Source organism: Polynucleobacter nymphae (genome assembly GCF_018882155.1).
GTDB classification, from domain to species: domain Bacteria; phylum Pseudomonadota; class Gammaproteobacteria; order Burkholderiales; family Burkholderiaceae; genus Polynucleobacter; species Polynucleobacter nymphae.
Genome location: NZ_JACVPA010000001.1, coordinates 723193 through 745489 on the forward strand (window position 1 = coordinate 723193; position 22297 = coordinate 745489).

General features: G+C 44.5%; 24 protein-coding genes. 3 read left to right on the plus strand and 21 right to left on the minus strand.

All coding sequences use genetic code 11. The annotated features are described in order from the left end of the window. Positions 1 to 8: 8 nt before the first annotated feature. On the minus strand, positions 9 to 992 hold the full coding sequence (locus ICN29_RS03720; RefSeq protein WP_216129849.1) for a Bug family tripartite tricarboxylate transporter substrate binding protein: 984 nt from the start codon (positions 990 to 992) through the stop codon (positions 9 to 11). Between the two features lie 99 nt (positions 993 to 1091). Beyond that, a complete protein-coding gene (gene xsc, locus ICN29_RS03725; protein ID WP_216129851.1) occupies positions 1092 to 2900 on the minus strand; it encodes a sulfoacetaldehyde acetyltransferase in 1809 nt (602 codons plus the stop codon). A gap of 193 nt (positions 2901 to 3093) precedes the next feature. Here xsc and ICN29_RS03730 point away from each other — a divergent pair, with 193 nt between their 5' ends. Beyond that, positions 3094 to 4020, plus strand: a complete 927-nt coding sequence (locus ICN29_RS03730; RefSeq protein ID WP_216131978.1) for an AAA family ATPase — start codon at positions 3094 to 3096, stop codon at positions 4018 to 4020. 20 nt (positions 4021 to 4040) lie between these two features. Continuing rightward, positions 4041 to 5768, plus strand: coding sequence for a cobaltochelatase CobT-related protein (locus ICN29_RS03735; protein WP_216129853.1), 1728 nt, complete (start codon positions 4041 to 4043; stop codon positions 5766 to 5768). Here the strand turns inward: ICN29_RS03735 and ICN29_RS03740 are convergent. The 5 genes from ICN29_RS03740 to ICN29_RS03760 are packed head-to-tail and all read right to left on the minus strand — an operon-like array spanning position 5765 to position 9967. Next, complete coding sequence (locus ICN29_RS03740; protein ID WP_216129856.1) at positions 5765 to 6484, minus strand: GntR family transcriptional regulator; 720 nt, start codon at positions 6482 to 6484, stop codon at positions 5765 to 5767. The genes ICN29_RS03735 and ICN29_RS03740 overlap by 4 nt on opposite strands. A gap of 10 nt (positions 6485 to 6494) precedes the next feature. Next, complete coding sequence (locus ICN29_RS03745; protein ID WP_216861467.1) at positions 6495 to 7667, minus strand: UxaA family hydrolase; 1173 nt, start codon at positions 7665 to 7667, stop codon at positions 6495 to 6497. A 40-nt stretch (positions 7668 to 7707) separates the two neighbouring features. Next, entirely contained in the window at positions 7708 to 7989 is a 282-nt protein-coding gene (locus ICN29_RS03750; protein ID WP_028818665.1) for a UxaA family hydrolase, read from the minus strand. A 30-nt stretch (positions 7990 to 8019) separates the two neighbouring features. After that, positions 8020 to 9030, minus strand: a complete 1011-nt coding sequence (locus ICN29_RS03755) for an Ldh family oxidoreductase (RefSeq protein WP_216129858.1) — start codon at positions 9028 to 9030, stop codon at positions 8020 to 8022. 1 nt (position 9031) lies between these two features. Then, the gene (locus ICN29_RS03760; protein ID WP_369411627.1) at positions 9032 to 9967 is read right to left on the minus strand and encodes a hydroxyacid dehydrogenase; all 936 of its coding nucleotides are present in this window, start codon (positions 9965 to 9967) and stop codon (positions 9032 to 9034) included. 138 nt (positions 9968 to 10105) lie between these two features. Here ICN29_RS03760 and ICN29_RS03765 point away from each other — a divergent pair, with 138 nt between their 5' ends. After that, entirely contained in the window at positions 10106 to 11095 is a 990-nt protein-coding gene (locus tag ICN29_RS03765; RefSeq protein WP_216129860.1) for a Bug family tripartite tricarboxylate transporter substrate binding protein, read from the plus strand. 64 nt (positions 11096 to 11159) lie between these two features. Here the strand turns inward: ICN29_RS03765 and ICN29_RS03770 are convergent, their stop codons facing one another. From ICN29_RS03770 to ICN29_RS03835, 14 genes are all read right to left on the minus strand, one after another. Then, positions 11160 to 11903 (minus strand): sulfite exporter TauE/SafE family protein, encoded by a 744-nt coding sequence (locus ICN29_RS03770; protein ID WP_216129862.1) that lies wholly within the window; start codon positions 11901 to 11903, stop codon positions 11160 to 11162. Between the two features lie 11 nt (positions 11904 to 11914). Continuing rightward, the gene (locus tag ICN29_RS03775) at positions 11915 to 13636 is read right to left on the minus strand and encodes an L-aspartate oxidase (protein WP_216129864.1); all 1722 of its coding nucleotides are present in this window, start codon (positions 13634 to 13636) and stop codon (positions 11915 to 11917) included. After that, the gene (locus tag ICN29_RS03780) at positions 13633 to 14244 is read right to left on the minus strand and encodes a fumarate hydratase C-terminal domain-containing protein (protein ID WP_216129866.1); all 612 of its coding nucleotides are present in this window, start codon (positions 14242 to 14244) and stop codon (positions 13633 to 13635) included. Before ICN29_RS03780 ends, ICN29_RS03775 begins: the two co-directional genes overlap by 4 nt. An 11-nt stretch (positions 14245 to 14255) precedes the next feature. Further along, positions 14256 to 15131, minus strand: coding sequence for a fumarate hydratase (locus ICN29_RS03785; protein WP_216129868.1), 876 nt, complete (start codon positions 15129 to 15131; stop codon positions 14256 to 14258). Positions 15132 to 15141: 10 nt separating this feature from the next. Next, positions 15142 to 15501 (minus strand): succinate dehydrogenase, cytochrome b556 subunit, encoded by a 360-nt coding sequence (gene sdhC, locus ICN29_RS03790; protein ID WP_216129870.1) that lies wholly within the window; start codon positions 15499 to 15501, stop codon positions 15142 to 15144. Beyond that, on the minus strand, positions 15498 to 15848 hold the full coding sequence (locus ICN29_RS03795; protein WP_216129872.1) for a succinate dehydrogenase: 351 nt from the start codon (positions 15846 to 15848) through the stop codon (positions 15498 to 15500). Before ICN29_RS03795 ends, sdhC begins: the two co-directional genes overlap by 4 nt. Continuing rightward, positions 15845 to 16576 carry a succinate dehydrogenase/fumarate reductase iron-sulfur subunit gene (locus tag ICN29_RS03800; RefSeq protein ID WP_216129874.1) on the minus strand — a complete coding sequence of 244 codons (732 nt, stop codon included), beginning with the start codon at positions 16574 to 16576 and terminating at the stop codon, positions 15845 to 15847. The genes ICN29_RS03795 and ICN29_RS03800 overlap by 4 nt, the downstream gene beginning before the upstream one ends. 320 nt (positions 16577 to 16896) lie before the next feature. Continuing rightward, complete coding sequence (gene fdx / locus ICN29_RS03805) at positions 16897 to 17235, minus strand: ISC system 2Fe-2S type ferredoxin (protein ID WP_216129876.1); 339 nt, start codon at positions 17233 to 17235, stop codon at positions 16897 to 16899. A gap of 32 nt (positions 17236 to 17267) precedes the next feature. Beyond that, complete coding sequence (gene hscA, locus ICN29_RS03810; RefSeq protein WP_216129878.1) at positions 17268 to 19133, minus strand: Fe-S protein assembly chaperone HscA; 1866 nt, start codon at positions 19131 to 19133, stop codon at positions 17268 to 17270. Positions 19134 to 19161: 28 nt separating this feature from the next. Beyond that, complete coding sequence (gene hscB, locus ICN29_RS03815; RefSeq protein WP_369411628.1) at positions 19162 to 19689, minus strand: Fe-S protein assembly co-chaperone HscB; 528 nt, start codon at positions 19687 to 19689, stop codon at positions 19162 to 19164. Further along, entirely contained in the window at positions 19667 to 19990 is a 324-nt protein-coding gene (gene iscA, locus ICN29_RS03820; RefSeq protein WP_216129882.1) for an iron-sulfur cluster assembly protein IscA, read from the minus strand. Before iscA ends, hscB begins: the two co-directional genes overlap by 23 nt. Before the next feature lie 13 nt (positions 19991 to 20003). Continuing rightward, on the minus strand, positions 20004 to 20390 hold the full coding sequence (gene iscU, locus ICN29_RS03825; RefSeq protein ID WP_216129884.1) for a Fe-S cluster assembly scaffold IscU: 387 nt from the start codon (positions 20388 to 20390) through the stop codon (positions 20004 to 20006). 28 nt (positions 20391 to 20418) lie between these two features. Further along, a complete protein-coding gene (locus tag ICN29_RS03830; RefSeq protein WP_439651249.1) occupies positions 20419 to 21678 on the minus strand; it encodes an IscS subfamily cysteine desulfurase in 1260 nt (419 codons plus the stop codon). 26 nt (positions 21679 to 21704) lie between these two features. After that, entirely contained in the window at positions 21705 to 22274 is a 570-nt protein-coding gene (locus ICN29_RS03835) for a Fe-S cluster assembly transcription factor (RefSeq protein WP_216129886.1), read from the minus strand. Between the last annotated feature and the right edge of the window lie 23 nt (positions 22275 to 22297).

Here is a 22297-nt window from a genome sequence, read left to right on the forward strand (position 1 = left end):
CCCATCAATTAATCAACGGTGGCACCAGAATCTCGAACTACTCTAGCCCATTTAGCAATTTCGCTTGTCTGAAAATTGGCCAAACTCTCTTTAAAGTCAGTATTAGGCTGGACGCCTAAGTTCCCAAGCCGCTCTTTAAATGCTGCCGACTGAGCTACCTTCTCGGTATCTGACCTGAGTTTTTTCGTAATGCCCTCTGGTAATTTGGCTGGTCCAAATAATGCCCACCAAGCAGTAGATTCAAATTGTGGGTAGCCTAATTCAGCAACCGTAGGAACATTTGGTAATAAAGGTGAGCGTGTTTTACTAGTTACTGCTAGTGCCCGCAATTTTCCAGAGGTAATATGTGGCAATACAGACTGAATTGGATCAAACATTAACGGGATTTGACTGCCAATCAGGTCAGTTACAGCAGGCGCACTTCCTTTGTATGGAATATGCTTAAATTTAGTCTGAGTAGTTGATTCAAATAAAGCTGCAGTTAAATGTCCTGGGGTGCCATTCCCTGCAGTGCCAAAAGCAATCGTATCTGGCTTTGATTTTGCCTCCGTGATTAACTCAGCGAGCGTCTTAATCTTGTCATTAGCATTAACAACAATGACTACAGGTGCGCTAGCAACCAATGCAATCGGTGTGAAATCCTTAGTCATATCATAGGGAAGCTGCTTGTATAAGCTACCGTTAATTGCATTTGTCCCTACCGTACCCATAAACAAGGTATATCCGTCTGGTGCTGACTTAGCTACTAAATCTGCCCCAATAGAGCCGCCTGCTCCACCCTTATTTTCAATGACTACTTGCTCTTTCAGAAGATCACCCAATAGCAGAGCCAATGGCCTTGCAACAATATCAGTAGGACCCCCAGGAGGAAAAGGGACAATTAATCTGATGGGCTTAATTGGATAAGATTGCGATAGAACATTGCTAGAGAATAAAAGCAAACTCAAGATCGCTAAAAGATATTTTCCAGTTATATATGAAAACCGATTCATCTCAATCTGCTCCTGGTTAGGATGGTCTTAATTTCTCTAACTGTAGAGAAGAAAAAGTCCAGTTAAACCGGACCTTTTCTCATTATTAACTACTTCTTATTAGACGTAATCTTTGTACTTATCTAAGAGGCGTACTGGCTTAGAAAGTGCGTCGCGACGGAAAGGATCACCCAGTTCACGGGTACACATAATCTCAACAACACAGGTTTTGCCCTCTTTCATTTGCATCTCAACCGCCTTCTTAAGAGCAGGGCCAACTTGATCAAGTTGATCAACCACAATTCCCTCTGCACCCATCGATTTGGCAATATCTGCAAAACTTGGACTATCTAATTCGCCAGCAACAAAGCGGCGGTTATAGAAATCTACCTGATTCTTTTTCTCTGCGCCCCATTGACGATTGTGAAATACCACCGCCGTCACAGGAATGTCATGGCGAACTGCAGTCAGAATCTCTACCATACTCATCGCCCACGCACCATCGCCAGCATAGGCAATTGCAGGGCGATTAGAAGCAGCTGCTTTCGCACCAATAATGGTTGGCAATGCGTAACCGCAATTACCAAAGCTCATTGGGGCAAAAAAACTACGTGGCTTTTCAAAGCGGAGGTAACTATTTGCCACAGAATTAATATTACCGATATCAGTAGACACCATCACATCAGCTGGCATCGCCTTCTCAAGCTCACGCAACACTTGACGCGGATGCAAATAATGGCCGCCCGTTGGGGTCTGCTCTTTTTTCTGCTCTTCAATCATGTCAAGACTGAACGGGTCGCGCTCATGCGTCCATTCGTCTAATTCTTTTTCCCATGTAGCTTTTTCGGTAGCAATCGTCTTTGCACGGTCAGCCTTTGTCGCATCACAAACCAAAGTCTTACCAGCTAAACGCTTAGTCAAGGCGATGGCTGCTTCTTTTGCATCACCACAAATACCTACTGAAATTTTCTTAACCAAGCCCAACATTTTGTTATCAGCATCAATCTGAATAATCTTGGCATTCTTAGGCCAATAATCCATACCATGCTGTGGCAAAGTACCAAATGGGCCAAGGCGTGAGCCTAATGCAACGACTACGTCAGCCTGAGAGATCAGCTTCATGGCAGCCTTTGAGCCTTGATAGCCTAAAGGACCGCACCATAGAGGATGGCTTGCTGGGAAGGAGTCATTATGAAGATAGCTATTAACTACGGGGGCGCCTAAACGCTCAGCAAACGCCTTACATTCCTCCACTCCATCGGCCATCACTACGCCACCACCAGAAATAATGACTGGGAATTTTGCATTCGCCAATAACTCTGCAGCTTCATCTAAACTCTTCTCGCCACCAGGGCCGCGATCAAGACGATGGGGTTGTGGAATCTCTACTTCAATCTCACCATAGAAATAATCGCGAGGAATATTTAATTGGGTTGGGCCCATTTCTGACATCGCACGATCAAAGCAGCGACCGGTATATTCAGCCATCCGTTTTGGATTATTGACGTGGCCTTGATATTTAGTGAACTCTTCAAACATTGGTAATTGATTGGCTTCCTGAAAGCCGCCTAAACCCATGCCCATCGTTCCAGTCTCTGGAGTCACAATCACTACCGGGCTATGCGCCCAATAAGCAGCTGCAATACCTGTAACGCAGTTACTAATGCCAGGTCCATTTTGACCAATCACTACACCATGACGACCACTTACTCGTGAGTAGCCGTCTGCCATATGTGCAGCACCCTGCTCATGCACCACTGGTATTAAACGAATACCAGCAGGAGCAAAAATATCCATTGCATCCATAAAGGCAGAGCCCATGATGCCAAAAATATCAGTTACCTTATTAGCGGCCATTGTTTCGACAAAAGCCTCTGAGGGGGTCATTTTTTGTGGGCCAGCAGGTAAATTAGTGCCTGTCTTAGACATTCAGCTCTCCTAGATATTCAATTAAACGGAACATTTTGTTCTACAATCCATATATTAATCGTGTATTTTCCCCCATGTCAAGTATATAAACCCCAATATGGAATATATTTGACAACGCATTAAGACTTTTAAAGGACGCACCATGGCTGCCAGCCCCCCATCCATCGACTTATTGAATTTTCAACCGGATAAGATGGTTTCTCTGCATTCTGTCTTCCCCGAGTGCAGGGGCTTTGCCGATTTCCAAATTCCAGCATTTAGTCAAAAATCTGACTTAGTACCGTCAGTTGATCCAAGTTATCAACTCAATCCGCAAGCCAGTGTGGCCATTCTTGCTGGCTTTGCCTACAACCGCAGAGTGCTCATTCAGGGCATGCATGGCACTGGTAAATCAACTCACTTAGAACAAGTTGCTGCTCGCTTAAATTGGCCTTGCTTACGCATTAATCTAGACGGGCAAATTACCCGCATGGATCTGGTTGGAAAAGAAATCATCACCCTTGAGGATGGCAAGCAAATTACTCAGTTCCAAGAAGGACTCATTCCATGGAGTCTACAGCGCTCAATTGCACTAATACTAGATGAATATGATGCCGGTCAAGCTGATGTCATGTTTGTGATTCAACGCATGCTTGAACGCGAAGGACGTCTCACCCTGCTTGATCAAAATAGAGTGATCGAGCCCAACCCAGCATTTCGGATTTTTGCGACTAGCAATACCGTTGGCTTAGGCAACTGGAATGGGCTGTATCAAGGAACCCAGTTACTCAACCATGGGCAAATGGACCGCTGGGATATCGTTGCTGCCCTCAATTATTTAGAGCCGGCGGAAGAAGAAAAAATATTACTAGCAAAGGTTCCAGAGCTTTCGCCGGAGACTGCAAAGCAAATGATTGCTCTTGCCAATCTCAGTAGAAAAGGATTTGAGGCTGGTGATATCTCCACTCTCATGTCAACTAGAACCCTGATTACCTGGGGAGAAAATTGGCGCATCTTTAAGGACTTGCAACTTGGCTTTACCTTAGCGTTTTTGAATAAGTGCGAGTCAGAAGAAAAAGCATTGGTTGCAGAATACTATCAGCGCTGCTTTGCAGCTGAGCTGGTTATTAATCAAAACTAGTACTCCTTTACTGTTAGATCTTGCAAACCGAATCTCACGATGAAGTAGAGTTACAAAACCGCTATGGGGCTATCATTCGCTCCCTATCTGGGGACACCCATCTGCAAATTCGGGATTGGCACCTATTTCACAAGAGCCTTGCACTCAATGCCTTAGCTCCACATCTCAACTTAGATTATTTGCAAGCTTCTTGGGCTGATCCACGAGGAGTATTAGACGGTGTTGCCTTGCGTCTTCGCCATTCAGACTATGAACTACATCTTTTACATTCTCCAAATGGTCAGATTGAGTCGCTAGTATTTGAAGTTTTAGAGCAGATTCGCGTAGAAAGTATTTGCCCAGCTGGGCTCAAGGGTAGCAAGCAGAATGTGGAAAATCAATTCATTGCGTGGATGCAAGAATTTATGGCCAATGGCGGAGTGGAAGGTAGCATCGGTCTTTTATTGCTTTCTATTTTCTCGACAGTCTGGGTCAAACTAAACCAGCGCTCCCTCCCGCAATTGATGCAAGATGTAGTAGAGGCAACTCGAGCAGGACTTGCGGCAGAACTTGGACCTTATTTAGTCAAACTCAAAGAAAATCAATTTGACCAAGCTAGCTATATTAAGACTGCTCTTGAAATTACCAGGCTAGTAGGCAGCTTAATCGATGCGGAATATCAAAATGTGCCTAGCATTCGAACAAAACAAAAAAATATTAGCAATACATTCTTAAAAATTGAATGGGTCCAACCCCCAAGTCCAAGCTCACCTTCTGAAAAACAGCAGAACTATTCTGTACAAGACTCTAGGAAATCTTTAGAGCGCTCATTAGAGCAATACACAGTATTTAATTCTGCGTACGATATTGAGATTGAGGCTAAAAAAAGTATTCGGCCAGCCCAACTTGCTATTTATCAGCATGAGCTCAGCGAGGAAGTCACAAAGCTAAATATACCCTGGGGAAAATTAACCAGGTCTTACCAAAATATCTTCCATACAAAAATACTCAAAAGATGGGAGACTACTCAGACCGAGGGCCTAATAGATCGACGCTACCTTACCCGTATCGCAACTGCCCCACTAGATCCCGTTCTTTACAAGCATCCCTCTCAAAAGATAGAGGCCTTAGGCAGCGTTACGCTGTTGATCGACTGTTCTGGCTCAATGAAGGATCAAAGACTGAAGATCGCCACTTGCGTAGATGCTCTGGTGAGGATACTGGAGCAGGCCCAGATTCAAACTGAAGTGCTTGGTTATAGTACGAGCACTTGGCAAGGTGGGCGACCTTTTAAAGAATGGCGCAGAGGTGGGCAAATACCTCATCCAGGCAGATTAAATGAACGTGCTCACTGGATCTTCAAAGATTTTCATACTCACTGGCGCAAGGCGAGGCCAGGGATTGCTGCACTCCTTAGACCAGAAATCTATGCTGAGAGTATTGATGGAGAAGCAGTCCTTTGGGCAGCACAACGCTTGCAAAATGAAGGTGGTAATAAATCTACGCAAAAAAAACTGATTCTATTTTCAGATGGCTGCCCTATGGATCGAGCTACTATCGAGGCGAATGGTGAGCATTTCCTTAAAAGCCACCTGTTACAGGCAATTGCATGGTGTGAACAGCAACATCATTTTGAGTTATGGGGATGCGGAATTGGAGAAGAATTAAGAGCGTTCTTTCCGCACCGCTTAAGCTGGGATCAAGAAAGTGAAAATCCCAGTGAATCCCTGATGAATTGGGCCAAAGAACTAAAGCCTGTAATGCGTTAGGTTACCAACTCGTTGAAGTACTCATGGTGAGCAGTATTGAGCGTAGAAATACGCCACTCGATAGGTTCATCTTGTATATCCAGCGCCACCCTACGAATATGTAGTACAGGTGAATCTGGTTTTAACTTTAGCCAAGTTGACATTTGCCTACCCGCTAATCCAGCCCGCAATCTTTCATTCGTTTTGACTACTGACTGACCATAACGCATTTGGTATAGCTGGTAAATGCTGCCCTCCCGCTTATCAAACTCAATACGAGATAAGTTTTTAAATCGTTTTTTATCTAAAGTAATGTGGTCGATCATGACACACTCATTCTCTAAATATAAGCGGTTAACAATACGCCAAATGGGAGCCCCCTCCTTAATGCGCAGCTTAAGCGATTCTTCCTTAGTTGCTTGCGCTGCTACAAAAGAGGCAGTCTCCACACGAGGATATGTTTTTTTATCGGCATCCCAGCGAGCAACATGGAAAAAATAGTAAAGCAGCCGCTTAGCATCATGTTCTGCAACATAGGTCCCCCTGCCTTGACGGCGGACAACAATCCCTTCCGCAACTAATTCGTCTACCGCCTTGCGCAGGGTTCCTATAGATACATCTAACTCTTTGGCCAAATCCTTTTCAGCAGGCAATGCCTGCCCCATTGGATAACGCCCCCTGACCAGATCTTCAGTGATCTTTTGCTTTACTTCTTCATAAGCGGTCAGGGATTTCATAGCTTAAGACTTAAGCAGACTCGTAAAGACGGGTCATCACAAACTCACGGTGGCCCAAAATCTCAGCAGCGGTTAATTCACCGTTAGCAGTTCTCAGAAGAGCATCGAGAAGCTTCTCACCCGCAGAATCTAAGGTCTCCTCACGACGCAAAATACCAGAAACATCTACATCGATATGTTCAGACATCGTCCGTACTGTTTTTGGATTGGCGCACAACTTAATCACCGGCAGAATTGGATTACCAATGACATTGCCTTGTCCTGTTGGGAAGAAGTGGGCTGCAAAACCAGCGGCTGCGCAAAGCGTAACCATTTCGGCAGCAGCTGAAGAGGAGTCCATAAAATGCAAACCTGGAATAGTAGGGGTCTCAGCCTTATCTAGAACGCCATCTACAACGCATTTCTTACCAATCTTCTGGATATTGCCAAGAGCCTTTTCCTCAATCGTAGTCAAGCCACCAGCAATATTGCCTTTAGTAGGTTGTGAATCAGATAAATCGCTCGTTTTGTTCTTCTCAATGACATCTTGATAGTGATCAAACATTGCCCGGAATTTTTTCTTCACCTCTGGAGTACGGCAGCGCGCTTCAACCAAATGCTCACCGCCCGTTAACTCAGTCGTTTCACCAAATACCAAGGTAGAGCCAATCTCGTAAAGCTTATCAAACGCGTTACCAACTGTTGGGTTCGATGCACACCCAGAAGTAGTATCAGACTCACCACACTTTGTTGAAACCCATAACTCTGATAGCGGAGCTGAAACACGTTGCTGTTTCGAAGCATGTTTCATCATGGAATAAGCAGCCTTACTAGCACTAGCAATAGTTGCTGTATCGCCATTACCTTCAATCCAGAAACCTTCTACCGGCTTGCCAGATGCCTTAATTCCATCAACCACAATCTTTGTCCACTGCGGTTCGATACCAATCACCACCACCCCAGCTACGTTTGGATTACAACCAGCGCCAATCAGAGTTCTAAAATGGAGCTCTAAGTCTGCACCAAATTGAAGACGGCCATATGGATGCGGAATAGCAATCGTACCTTTAATATTGTTCGCAACCGCTTCACATGCAGCATTCGACAAATCATCCAAGGGCAAAATGACGACATGGTTACGAATACCCATGCGACCATTTTCACGGCGGTAGCCCATAAAGGTTGCTTCTTTTAAATTAATCATTTTCTATCTCTCTTAATATCGTAATAAATACTCGTATGGATTACCAACGCTTAGTTTTGACATTTTGAACATGGGTATGCTCACCCTTTTTAATAGGAGCAACCACCTTACCAATATCAACACCGTACTTAATAATGGTGTCGCCAGTTTTCATGTCCTGTAATGCAATCTTGTGGCCAATAGGGATATCACTTTCTGATTTGATATTGACCGTGCTATCGCCATCCATTACCCAGCCTATTAAATCAGTACCAGCCTTCACGCCCTCCACCACGACAACGCCAACGACATCTCCTGGTTCATGCACGACAAAATGAATCATTTCTTTCTCCTTATTAATCTTGTTTGAATACTACCCATTCCATGACTGACGAATGCCAGTCTGAATTTCTTCTACAACAACATCAGAAACATTTACACCCGCTTTAAATCCTGCGGCTCTTTGCTTAAAGCGTCGCTGCCCTGGCAAACGAGTACCTGTATCGGCTGCCAACACTTTTAAAAAGTCTCGCATTCTATTTGCAAAAGCTTGACTGCCAGAAAGACCTGGATCGATAGTCAGTAGCAATTGGCCAATACGTGGACGATTTCCCTTCGCATCAAAAAATGAGTCTGCCTCATATGAGAATCTGCTTCCAGATAAACCTACTACTAACAATTCAACAATCAATGCTAGTAATGCGCCCTTATCACCACCCAAAGGAACCATTAACCCTTTTAGGCCTTCGTGTGGATCTGTTGTAGGTCTTCCGTCTGCCGTTAAGGCCCAGCCTTCAGGAATAGACTCCCCTTTTTTTGCTGCAACGAGTAACTTTCCACGTGCTACTGCAGAGAGTGACATATCGATGACTAGGGGATCACGATTGGTGACTGGAAATGCCGCTGCCAAAGGGTTAGTACCGAAGATTGCTTTGCTGCCCCCAACCATTGGCATCGCTGCCGGAGTATTACCAAACAACAGAGAGATATAACCTGCGCGCGCAGCAGCCTCTGTAAAATGACCAGCAACACCAAAGTGGTGGCTATTAGTGACCGCTACAAGTCCAACCCCACTTTTTGAGGCAAGGTTGACTGATAAATCGGTTGCAAAACGAAGGGCTGGAAAAGCCAACCCATCACAAGCATCAACTAAAGCTGCAGAGGTCTTAAATGGGCGAACTTTAATTTTAGGAGCCAGCTCAACACGGCCATTTTTTGCATGACCCGCATATTGTGAAACTCTGGCTAACCCATGTGAAGCTAAACCATCTAATTCAGCAAGCGCTAAAAATTGTGCTGTTTCAAAAGCGGCTTTGTCACCAATACCTGCAGCCTTCAAACCAGCCGTCGCTAACTGAACCATCTTTTCGTAGGATAGGTTCATTTCAAACCCCTAAATACCGATTGACTTCATCGGCAATCATTTGGCTAACACGCTCATTACTCTCATGCGTAACGCCCGCAATATGTGGCGTCAGAATGAGGTTCTCAATTCCGGTGAAATGACTTAAATCTTTGGCAGGCTCTGCAGAGAAGACATCAATTGCGGCGCCACCAATGCGTCCTGAACGGAGTCGCTCAGCTAATGCTAATTCATCTACTATCCCGCCTCGAGCAGTATTGATGAGGCAAGCACCCTCTTTCATTTGATCAAGTATTGCTGCATTAAATAAATTCTTGGTTTCAGGTAAATAAGGAAGGTGCAGCGAAACTGCGTCACTTTTAGAAAGTAGTTCATTTAATTTAAGCAAAGGAACTGAAAAGCCATCAAGAACAACAGAGTCCCCTGAGAGCATTGGGTCGTAAGCCACACATTGCAAGCCAAACGCATGTGCTTTTTTGGCAACCACCCTGCCGATACTACCGAAACCTACAATACCCAAGGTTTGACCTAAAAATTCATGGTACCCAGAAAAACGAGGGCGAGGCCACTCTCCCTTGAGGGTTACTATTGTTGCAGGAATAAATCCACGGCTTAAGGCAACTGCAGCTCCGATAACATATTCAGCCACTGACTCGGCATTGGCTCCTGTTGCAGGAATCACTTTGATATTACGTTTAGCACAAGCAGGTAACTCAATATTTTCAAGTCCAACTCCTAAGCGACCAACAACTTTTAGGCTCGGCGCAGCAAGCAAGATTTCTTCATTCACCTGAGTCAAGTTACGCACAATGAGCACATCAATATTTTGCATTGCAGCAATTAAAGCTACGCGATCTTTGTATAAGTCAGGCTCATAAGTAACATCATGCTTTGAATGCAGGGTATCTAGGGCTTGACTAGTAATGAATTCAGAGATCAAAATAGCTGACATATCCATATCATATAGATGATTTAAATCACTTGCAAGAAAACGTACTATTTTTTAAGAATCAAATAAGCTTACTATTTATAAATAGTGCTTATGTAATGAAATAAGAGATAAGATAAAAAATACCATTAAACCTGGAGGAGCAAGATGATTGGGAAAGAATTAATTAACGCTTTAAGATATGCACTCATTAGCGTAGGTGCGCTAGCGTGTATTTTCTCCCCTTCAATTGCACAGGCTCAGAGTTGGCCAGATAAACCCGTTAGATTAATTATTCCCTTTGCCGCTGGCGGTACTACAGATATCCTCGGAAGAATCTTTGCACAGCAAATGACCACCATTCTTGGTCAAAATGTCATTGTTGAAAATAAAGGTGGGGCTGGAGGTAATATTGGCGCCGAAATTGTTGCGAACTCACCCCCCAATGGTTATACCTTATTGCTTGCATCTGGAAGCATGATGACAGTTAACCCTTATCTATATAAAAAGCTTCCTTTAAATTACGCCACTGATCTCACCTACATTACTGCAGTAGCTGGCGGTCCAATGCTTGTGTCGGTTAGCCCAAACCTACCCGTTAATAACCTAAAAGAGTTTATCGCTCTAGCAAAAACGAAAGAATTAACTTTTGGCTCTGCCGGCATTGGTAGTCAGGTCCATATGGCTGGTGAAAATTTCACTTACGCATCTGGAATTACGGCTACGCACATACCTTATAAAGGTGAAGCACCAGCACTGAACGATTTAATTTCTGGACAAATCGACTTTATGGTTGGCAATCTTCCAGCGGCGGCAGGCTTTGCAAAAGCTGGAAAAATCAAAGCACTAGCCATTACTAGCAGTAAAAGAGTTGCGCAATTACCTGATGTTCCCACTGTTTCAGAAGCAGCTATTCCAGGATTCGTCAATGTTGGCTGGTATGCACTAGCTGCGCCATCAGGCACTCCAAAAGCCATTGTCGACAAAATTTATACTGCGACTCAAAAGGCTCTGGAATCAGAAGCAATGCGTAAGAGTTTAGAAATTAATGGTCTCACAGCAATTGTGAACACTCCTAAAGAGCTAGATGCTCAAATTAAAAATGAGTCTGCTAGCTGGGAAAAAGTAATTAAGGCTCGCAATATCGTTGCCCAATGAACGTTAGCTAAGGACGCTGGTTAAGAGCGTCCTCAGCTTCATAACCTAGTGCAAGTAATGCGCTTTAAAAGAACTGGCGTACTAACAAAGTAGTTCCTGAAAAAAGCAAAATAGCGCCATAAGCGACTCGCATCGCTATATTATTTAATCTAGTATGAAGATGAGTTCCTGCCCAAATACCAAGAAAGGTTGCGGGCATTAGGCAAACTGCTAATCCAACCACTTGCCAACTCAGAATCAAGCCGGTAACAAGCATTAAAGTTAGGCGCAATAAGGTCAGTATTAATATTGCGAACGCCATAGTTGCCCGCACAGCCTTAGGATCGCTAATGCGTAGTCCAAGATAGGACGCGTAAATAGCGCCACCAGTGGCAAATAAAGCAGTAAAAACACCCCCAAAAAATCCAAACGGCGCAGCCCACCATTTATTAATTGGGTCACCCATGTCTGAATTTCTTTGCCACAAGACTCGAGCCCCATTGATTACAGCAAAGCATCCTAATGTGATTAATAGCGGCTCACTAGGCGCCTTCACTAATAGAACAATTCCTAGAATCATCCCGATCAGGCTGAATGGAAATAGCCATTTGAGTTCTTTTAGATCAGCATCCTGAGAAGATTTTTTACCCACGTACATAGTGGCGCAGATATCAATAGCAACCATCATTGGAACCACTAATTTCAGTGGGTACATTTGTACCAGCAGAGGTACTGAAATGATTGATGCACCAAATCCTGAAATACCGAAAATAAAATAGGCGCCAAAAATAATTAAGCTTGCCAATATAAATTGGCTAGGTTCAATCAAATCAAAAATGTTTAAGCCTCAACCAAAATTGTTTGCCCAGGCTTAATCATTGTAAATTGCACTGGGCGATTCTCAATGTTTAATACCTGATGATTCAAGCTAACTGCTGTGTAGTAAGAATCTTCAAGCGATCCTGGCTCAGGAAAATCTTCACGGTAGTGAGCTCCTCTTGAATTCTCTCTAGCAATAGCCGCTTGCGTTACAGCCTGACTAACCAGAATGAGATTTTGCAAGTTCATCCAATCTTGCCAAGTATTACTGTATTCCCGCTGAATATCACCAACACCTATTTGATGTAATTGAGATGCTAACTGCTTCAAGGTTTGGCTTGCACGCGATAAGCTTTCTCTAGTCCTTGAGATACCAACATCATCCCACATGCACTCCGCTAAAGCATCCCGAATTGACTCAATATCGCCAGGCGGTTTTTGCAATGGCGCTTCATGCTCTTGAATACTCGCTATCACCTCATCCATATTGCAATCTCTTAACTGCTGGGAAGCAACCCAACGCGCCATCGACTCGCCTGCAATACCACCAAATACGGTTGAGTTGGCAACACCATTACCGCCTAAGCGATTGGCACCATGCACGCCGCCCGTGTCTTCACCAGCAGCAAACAGCCCCGGTAGGTCAGTAGTGCAATCCTTCTTAAAGACTAAACCGCCCATCATGTAGTGGGCAGTAGGTACAACCTCCACTAAATCATTAGTTAAATCAAATCCACTATCAGCGCAACGCTCGACCATACCCTTAAATTGTTTGCGCACATTCTCAGGACCTAAATGGCTCATTTGAATATAAACACCGCCACTTGGAGTGGCGCGTCCTGCACGGATTTCAGAATTAATTGCTCTAGAAACAATATCTCTCGTAGCGCGTTCATTGCGAGGATCATAGTTACCCATAAAGCGCTCTTGATTACCATTGAGCAAATAGCCACCAGCACCACGCAAGCCCTCCTCGATAACTGTGCCTGTCATACGAGTGCCCGGTCCAGCCAATAATCCCGTAGGATGAAACTGCACCATCTCCATATCACGCAAAGTGAGGCCAGCACGCAATGCCATTGCTAAGCCATCGCAACTCTTGTCTCCCGACGGGGTATGGTATTTATACATTGTTGGGCCACCACCAGTAGCAAGCAAGACAGCTTTAGCACGCACTAATACAAATTGGCCAGTCTGCATATTGAGCATCAAGACGCCTGCAAGTGATTTTCCATCCTTACTATGAATTAATTCAATGGCACGATGCTCTTCAAGACGATTGATTCCTCGCGCCCAAACTTGTTCGGCTAAACGATTGATAATCTCAATTCCAGTGAGGTCGCCTTTGTGAACAGTGCGATCAAATGTTTGGCCAGCAAATGCTTTTTGATGAACTGTGCCATCAGGATTTCGATCAAAAAAGCAGCCCAGCTCATTTTCTAACTCATGAATGCACTCAACTGCTTTGTTGACTAGCGTCCAAGCAAGGTCTTGATCAGAGAGCCATTTGCCACCCTCAATCGTATCCATGAAATGGCGCTCAACCGAATCTCCTTCAGCTAGTGCCACGTTGTAACCACCTTGAACCATGCGTGTGCAACCAGACTTACCCAATAGACCCTTCACCGCGATTGTGATATCTAAGTTGGGATTTTCCTGATGTGCATGCAAGGCTGCAAAGAGGCCTGCACCCCCAGATCCGAGAATCAAGATGTCAGTCTCAATAATTGGAACAGAGCTCATGAAATTATTCCAAGACTTTTTAGTACAGCATCTTTTTTACGAGCTACATCACTCTTCACTTCTTGATAAATACTTCCACCATGGCTATCCATTGCAACCAATAAAGGACCAAAATCCTTCACCTTGAAACGCCAAAGTGACTCTGGATTGAGATCATCCATATCTACATCTTCAATTTGTTCTATCCAAGTAGTCTCTAGCGCAGCAGTACCACCAATAATGGCTAGATATACGCCGCCAAGATCCTGAAATGCTTGTGCAGACCCTTCACGCATCCCACCCTTGCCCACAATCATGCGAATACCATTCTGGGTCATCAAAGGACGGGTGAAGCGCTCCATGCGATCTGAAGTAGTTGTGCCAATACAGATAGGCTCATAGCCAGCAGGAAATTCTTTACTCACTGAGACTTTACGGACATTAGGCGCCGTATGAATAACTGCATGGCCATTTAAATCAAAACGAGTCTTACGATCATGATCAAACATCTGAATTTGTGTCGCATCTCGAATGCCAAACAAGGTATTTTGTAAAGTCACAGTATCGTTGATGCGAAGCTTGCGAATAGCTTCTTCACTAACTGGTGTTGTAAGATTGTAATGAGCCATCAGTTATTTTCCTAGAATCCGTAACTCACACCAGCAGGCGTAAAGGTGGCGCGTGCTCTTCGTGCAGAATGGCACTGCATATTGACCGCCACAGGATTCATAGTGATATGCGTATGGGCAAGCTCTACCTGGACTGCAAAGGCAGTTCCATCACCACCAAGCCCTTGCGGGCCAATACCCAGTTGATTGACAGCGGCACTTAACTCTTTTTCAAGTTTGGCCCCTTCTTCATCACTACATTGAGTTCCGATCTCACGGGTCGCCGCTCGCTTTGCCATGGCTACGCATTGATCAGACGTGCCACCAATGCCAACACCAACTATGGTTGGCGGACAAGTCTTGCCGCCTGCGGAAACGATACTCTCAATTACAAAGGCCTTAATACCATTAATACCCTCTGCTGGAATTGCCATTTTTAGAAAGGAATTGTTCTCTGAACCACTTCCCTTTGGCACCATTTCAATTTCTACAGACTCTGCATGATCAAAAAAATCAATATGAATTGCTGGCATATCAATACCACAAGAAGTATGATTATTTTTTCGGGTAATAGGATGCACAACTGAAGATCTCAGTGGATACTCTTTGGTAGCGCGCTCGCAACCTTTACGAATAGCAGCCTTTAATGCCACGCCATCAAATTGCACATTACTACCGATCTTGACGTTATAAATTGGCAAGCCAGTATCTTGGCAGAGGAGATTGTCTTCACGCTCTGCTACTGAGATATTGGTAATCATAGTTTTTAAAACCACTTGAGCACGTGCATCTGTCTCTGATTTATCCAATCTATTGATAGCAGCCTTGATGTCATCAGGTAGCACTTTGAGAGCGCGAATATAAAGCTCTTTACAAGCCTCTTCAACTAAGTTCATTTGTAATTGCATATCAGCCTAATCAATTAGCAAAATATAAAAATAATAGCCCGCAAGCTATAGCGAACAAAATAGAGATCTGTATCCAACCCTTACGTAATCCATTCCAAGCTCCAAACTCAATTACTAACAGACGCAAACCGCCAGCCAAATGCACTGCTAGCAAGATGACTAAAGCCCACTCCCCAAATTTAAATACCCAGATATCCGTTAATACCAAGGATTTCTGAAAATCTTGAGCACCGCGCAAAGATTGAGACAACATCAGAAAGTGAAGCGGAAGAAAACACGCTAATAACAAACCAGAAAAACGATGGCAGGCATATGCAAAATACGATAAATGACTTTTGGCACGAGAATCTAGTCTTGGTCTAGAGCTCATAAGGCACCGCCGGTATATACGCCAACAACAGCTGCGCTGCCCAACACGAGAATAAAAAGTCCTAAAGCGCTGGCTACAGGTTTAGCGATACCACTTTTGGGAAAAGTCTCTTGCAATATATTGGCGATGCCAATTGGGGCATGAATAAAGCAAGCAAGCACGAAAACTTCATAAAAGAGCGCAAATAGAACATTCCCTTCCGTGCGCCCTAAAATTTCTTGGGCAGTAATACCACCCCTAATGGCATAAAAAATAATTACTAGATGAACTGCAACGCAAATGCCAAGTACCATAGCGCTAATTCTTTGGGCATACCAGAGCTTAGCCTGCAGCACTCCCTGGTTCATAACTTGCCCCACTTGCTGCCTCGCACTGCAGCTCTGGCTACCAACTTTTTGAGCCCAGCAATACCAGCAGTAGGCGCAATGGATTTAGGACAAGTTTCAGTACAAGAACCTTGTGTATGGCAAGCATGACAGCCCCCATCCCCCGCTACAGCATGCATACGCTCTAGCTGCTGAACATCTCTTACATCATTTGTTAATGTCCAAGCGCGATTAAGAGCTGCAGGCCCAAGATAGTTTGGTCTAGATTCAACAACTTCACACGAGGCATAGCAAACACCACAACCAATGCATTCAATACCAGCGTTAGCTAATTGACGCTCTTCAGACTCTGGAGGTACTTTTGCAAAATCATCATGACGTGTTTTGTCGCCCTTAAAGAACCCAACTGCGCCCTTCCATTTATTGAAAAACTCGCGCATATCAGTAGCAAGATCTTTAATAACCGGTAAATTATTTAATGGGGCAATCTGTAAAGTGTCCCCTTGCACAATCTGCGACACATGTGTGCGACAAGTCCAGCGAGCTACTCCATTGACAGTCATGGCGCAGGAACCGCACATCCCGACACGACAGGCAAAGCGATAACTTAAAGTAGGGTCCAGCTTTCTTTGGATATACGTAACTACATCCAATACGGTCTGATTGGGGTTGCGAGGCACTGAGTACTCGACAAACTCCCCCTCTTGGGCGCCACGCCAGACTTTTACTTTGAGATCAGAATTTGACATATCCCTATTATATGGACGCAATTGGAATGTAGGCCCAAGCGCAAAATCGCTTGATATCACAAATCAATGGGGTGAATAACTTACCTGGATTGATTAAGGATAGTGTCAACTGAGTTATTCAAAAATCAAGTACTGCTGCGCCCAGGCATCGAAATGCATTACTAAATCTTGTAAAAGAAAAGCCACCCCGAAGGATGGCTTAAAAGAGATTTTTGGAGGTGCTACTTAAAGAACAAACTACAAGTACATATTAGCCCTCTGAATTGCTTACTTTGTGACTGTTTGCATCTTTCAGGACTAATTTGCTTCATTTTGGTGCATTAATGATTCTCTTTGGCGTGATTGATTGAGTATTTGGGTATCTCAATCACTAAATCTTGTTTTGCCACAATCGCTTGGCAGGATAAGCGTGACTGTGGGTTCAGGCCCCAAGCACGATCTAACATATCTTCTTCGTTCTCATCGGGTGTATTCAGACTCTGGCCGCCCTCCTTCACAATGACATGGCAAGTGGTGCAAGCGCAGACCATATCGCAAGCATGCTCAATTGGAATGTCATTTTCTAGCAGAGCTTCGCAAATCGATGTACCTGGTGCCACTTCAACTACAGCACCTTCTGGGCAATACTCACTATGAGGTAATACAACAATTTGCGTCATGATTCTTTTCTATTAGTTTTGTTTCTATTGTTTTATATCTCTGCAACATTCTTCCCAGCCAAAGCCTTCTGAATGCTGGCGTTCATCCGCATTTGTGCAAAATCATCACTCGCTTTAGCAGCATGATCTACTGCCTTGCGTAATACTTCACTGCTAGTTTCTTCATTCAAAATCTTTTGCAAAACTAGCATCTCTTGATCGATCGCAGCTTGCTCTTCTTTGTTGAGTAAGACTCGATCACTATTTAATGCTGTTTGTACTGCATCGAGTAAACGCTGAGCATTTACTTGCTCTTCACGCAATGATCTGGCCAAGAGGTCCTCTTTTGCAGAGGCAAAGCCATCTTGTAGCATGCGCGTAATTTCAGAATCCGTTAAACCATAAGAAGGCTTAATATCAATTGAGGCTTGAACTCCAGAACCCTGCTCCATAGCGCTGACAGATAACAATCCATCCGCATCTACCTGAAACGTCACCCGAATACGCGCAGCACCTGCAGCCATACCCGGAATACCTCGTAACTCAAATTTGCCCAGAGAGCGACAATCTTGTGCGAGCTCACGCTCGCCCTGCACCACCTGAATTGCTAATGCAGTTTGACCATCTTTAAAAGTTGTAAATTCTTGTGCTCTAGCCACTGGAATCGGTGTATTGCGCGGAATAATCTTTTCGACCAAGCCGCCCATCATTTCAATACCCAGAGAGAGTGGAATAACATCCAATAGCAGCCATTCATCATCCTTGCTTTGATTGCCAGCCAATAAGTCGGCTTGCATGGCAGCGCCAAGCGCAACCACTTGATCTGGATTTAAATTATTGAGCGGCTGGGTTCCAAATAACTCACCTACGGCACGCTGTACATTGGGCATACGGGTAGAACCGCCAACCATCACTACACCTTTCACATCTTCAGCCTTCAAACCAGCATCACGCAAGGCTTTTTTACAGGCTGTTAAGGTTTTAGTAACGAGGTTTTGAGTAATTTCAAAGAGCTGTGCTTGACTAACGCCGACATTCACTACGGTGCCGTCTGCGAGAGTCTCATGAACACGCGCTAATGGGCTATGGCTAAGCAACTCTTTGGCATGTTTGCATGCCAATAACAGGGTTCGATGATCATGAATCGATAAGGGCGCTAGTTTTGACTGCTCAATCACCCAGCAATATAAGCGATGATCAAAATCATCACCACCCAAAGCAGAATCACCACCGGTGGAAAGCACTTCAAATACACCCCTACTCATTTTGAGAATAGAGATATCGAAGGTTCCACCACCTAAATCATAAACAGCATAGATACCTTCAGAGGCATTATCCAAACCATAGGCAATCGCTGCAGCAGTAGGTTCATTCAGAAGTCTGAGCACTTCAATACCAGCTAACTTAGCAGCATCTTTAGTAGCTTGACGTTGTGCATCGTCAAAATAAGCAGGCACAGTAATCACGGCGCCAACAATATCTTCCGCGACAGAGTCTTCAGCGAGTTGACGTAAGCGCGCTAAGATCTCAGCAGAGACTTCAATTGGACTCTTGTCGCCGGCAACTGTTCTCAATTTGAGCATGCCTGGTTGATCAATAAAATCGTATGGAGCGCTCTCAATATTTTCTACATCTTGTATGCCTCGACCCATAAAGCGTTTCACAGAAACAATCGTGTTCTTTGGATCAATTACCACACTCTCAAGAGCTTCAAAGCCAGCTTGAGTTCTACCATTCGGTAGATAGCGCACAACTGATGGGAGTAACTCTCTACCCTGAGCATCAGGCAGCACTTTAGGCAGAGCATCGCGCACGATAGCAACGAGCGAATTAGTAGTTCCCAAATCAATACCAACAGCAATACGGCGCTGATGGGGTGCTAAGGATTTACCAGGTTCGGAGATTTGCAATAAGGCCATAAGGGTTAAATTTTAATTCGGTCGTAGGCTAGGCCAAAGCCACAATGGCATCATCAAGCTCGAGAGCAAACTTATCGATAAAGAGCAAGCCTCTGAGAAGTTCAGCAGCGCGTTGGTAATTTTTAGCGCTATCGATTGCTTGGGCTATCTCAGTCAGGGTATCTTGCTTAGAGGTCTCAACCTCATCCATGAGCTTTTCTAAAGCTGGCAGATCCTCAGCTTGCTCATCCAAACTCTCGCGCCATCCCATCTGCTTCATGAGAAATGCAGCTGGCATAGCAGTATTGGTTTCTAGTTTGGCATCTACGCCGTGCAGTTGGCAAATATATAAACCCCGTTGCACAGGATTTTTCAGCGTTTGTAATGCTGTATTAGCTAATGTAGCCATTTGCATGGCAAGGCGTTGCTCTGTATCGCTACCACGTGCATGGCGATCGGGATGAACTTCTTTCTGAATCGCTAGGTAAGCCTGGTCTAGGGCAGGCAAGTCGATTTTGAATTGCTGATTTAGTCCAAAGAAGCGAAAGTAATCGTCAGACGCGGAAGGATTCGCCACAACCACACTCATCTTTTACGTTTGGATTTTGAAACTTAAACCCTTCGTTCAAACCCTCACGTACAAAGTCTAGCTCTGTTCCATCCAAATAAGCCAAGCTCTTTGGATCAATAAATACTTTCACCCCATTGGACTCAAATACTTGATCCTCTGGCGCTGGCTCATCAACATACTCCAATTGATAAGCCAAGCCAGAACAGCCTGTAGTGCGAACACCTAAACGCAAACCACAGCCCTTACCGCGCTTTTCTAAATTGCGGTTGACGTGTGCAGCTGCTTTGTCGGTTAAGGTAATTGCCATAGTTTGACTTTATTTATTTCGCTGGATGCTTATCTTTGTAATCAGCAACGGCTGCTTTAATGGCATCTTCAGCCAAGATAGAGCAGTGAATTTTTACAGGTGGCAAAGCCAACTCTTCAGCAATCAGAGAATTCTTAATCTCTAAAGCTTGATCCAAAGTCTTACCCTTGACCCACTCAGTAACTAATGAGGAGGAGGCAATCGCTGAGCCACAACCATAGGTCTTGAACTTAGCGTCTTCAATTACGCCTTGATCATTTACGCGGATTTGCAATTTCATCACATCGCCACAAGCAGGCGCGCCAACCATACCAGTACCTACGCTTTCGTCGCCCTTCTCAAATGAGCCAACGTTGCGGGGGTTCTCGTAATGATCGATTACTTTTTCACTATATGCCATGGTATGTCCTCGTTAATCCTTCAAATTCTTAATGTGCTGCCCATTGAATCGTACTTAAGTCGACTCCGTCTTTAAACATTTCCCACAGTGGTGAGAGTTCACGCAACTTCGCAATCTTTTCTTTTACCAACTTGATTGTGAAATCCACTTCTTCTTCAGTCGTAAAACGGCCGAGAGTAAAACGAATCGAACTATGTGCCAATTCATCATTACGACCTAAAGCACGTAACACATAAGATGGCTCAAGAGATGCTGATGTACAAGCCGAGCCAGATGAAATGGCTAAATCTTTCAAAGCCATCAACATCGATTCACCTTCAACATAGTTAAAACTGATATTGAGGTTATGGGGTACACGGTGATCCATGTCGCCATTGACATAAACCTCTTCAATATCTTTCAGGCCGGCCAATAGACGATCACGCAATGCTCGAATGCGTTGATTTTCTTCAGGCATCTCAAGGCGAGCAATGCGGAACGCCTCACCCATACCAACAATTTGATGGACAGCTAGTGTTCCAGAGCGCATACCGCGCTCATGCCCACCACCATGAATCTGGGCTTCAATCCGAATACGGGGCTTACGACGCACAAACAATGCGCCAATTCCTTTGGGGCCATAAGTCTTATGAGCAGAAAAACTCATCAGATCCACTTTGACTTTTTCTAAATCAATTTCGACTTTACCAGTAGCTTGTGCAGCATCCACATGCAAAATCACGCCACGTGAGCGACACAAGTCGCCAATAGCAGGAATATCTTGCACCACACCGATTTCATTATTGACATACATTACTGATGTCAAAATCGTGCCAGGCTTCATTGCAGCCTCTAACTGAGCAAAGTCAATTAAGCCGCTTGGCAATACGTCTAAGTAAGTCACTTCATAACCTTCACGCTCTAGCTCACGGCAAGTATCTAAAGTTGCCTTGTGCTCGGTCTTCACGGTAATGATGTGATTGCCACGATCTTTATAAAAATGCGCTGCACCTTTTAATGCAAGATTGATACTCTCAGTAGCGCCGCTAGTAAATACAATTTCTCGTGGATCAGCATGAACTAGGAGTGCAACTTCTGAACGCGCCCACTCAACCGCTTCTTCAGCAGCCCAGCCGTACGCATGACTACGGGACGCAGCGTTACCAAACTGCTCACGCAAGTAGGGCAACATTTTATCAACCACGCGGGGATCAATGGGCGTTGTAGCCGAGTAGTCCATATACACCGGAAAGTGCTTAGGACTAAACATCGGAACGGGTTGCTTTGGAAGGTCTTGTGGTGCGTTCATGATTTACTTATGGATAAATACTGCTATTAACTTTGGCGCGCCAAATTAAATACTGAATTAATTAATGGTGCTTTAGGGGCCACTTCTTTTTTAGCTGCAAGTGCTGGCGCTGGCTTTTCAGCTTTCGCACTTTCAACTTTGATTTTCTTTTGACGCATGTCTTGAATCACTACTCCGCGCCCTTCCTGTTGCTGAACCAGGTTGCGCAAACTCACAGAGCTTAAGTACTCAACCATTTTGAGGTTGAGGTTGCTCCAAAGATCATGGGTCATACAGTGACCATGCTCCTCTTCGTCGCTATGACAGTTGCCCTTACCACCGCATTGGGTCGCATCCAATGGTTCATCCACTGCAACAATGATGTCGGCAACGCTGATCGCATCAGCAGTGCGTGCAAGGGTATAACCGCCTCCAGGGCCACGAGTACTCTCGACGATATTGAAACGGCGTAATTTGCCGAACAATTGCTCTAAATAGGACAGGGAAATCTTTTGTCTTTGGCTAATTCCGGCCAAAGTTACGGGGCCATGCGCTTCACGCAGGGCTAAATCGATCATTGCAGTTACTGCAAAACGGCCTTTAGTAGTAAGTCTCATATTTCACCTTGGTAATAGATTGT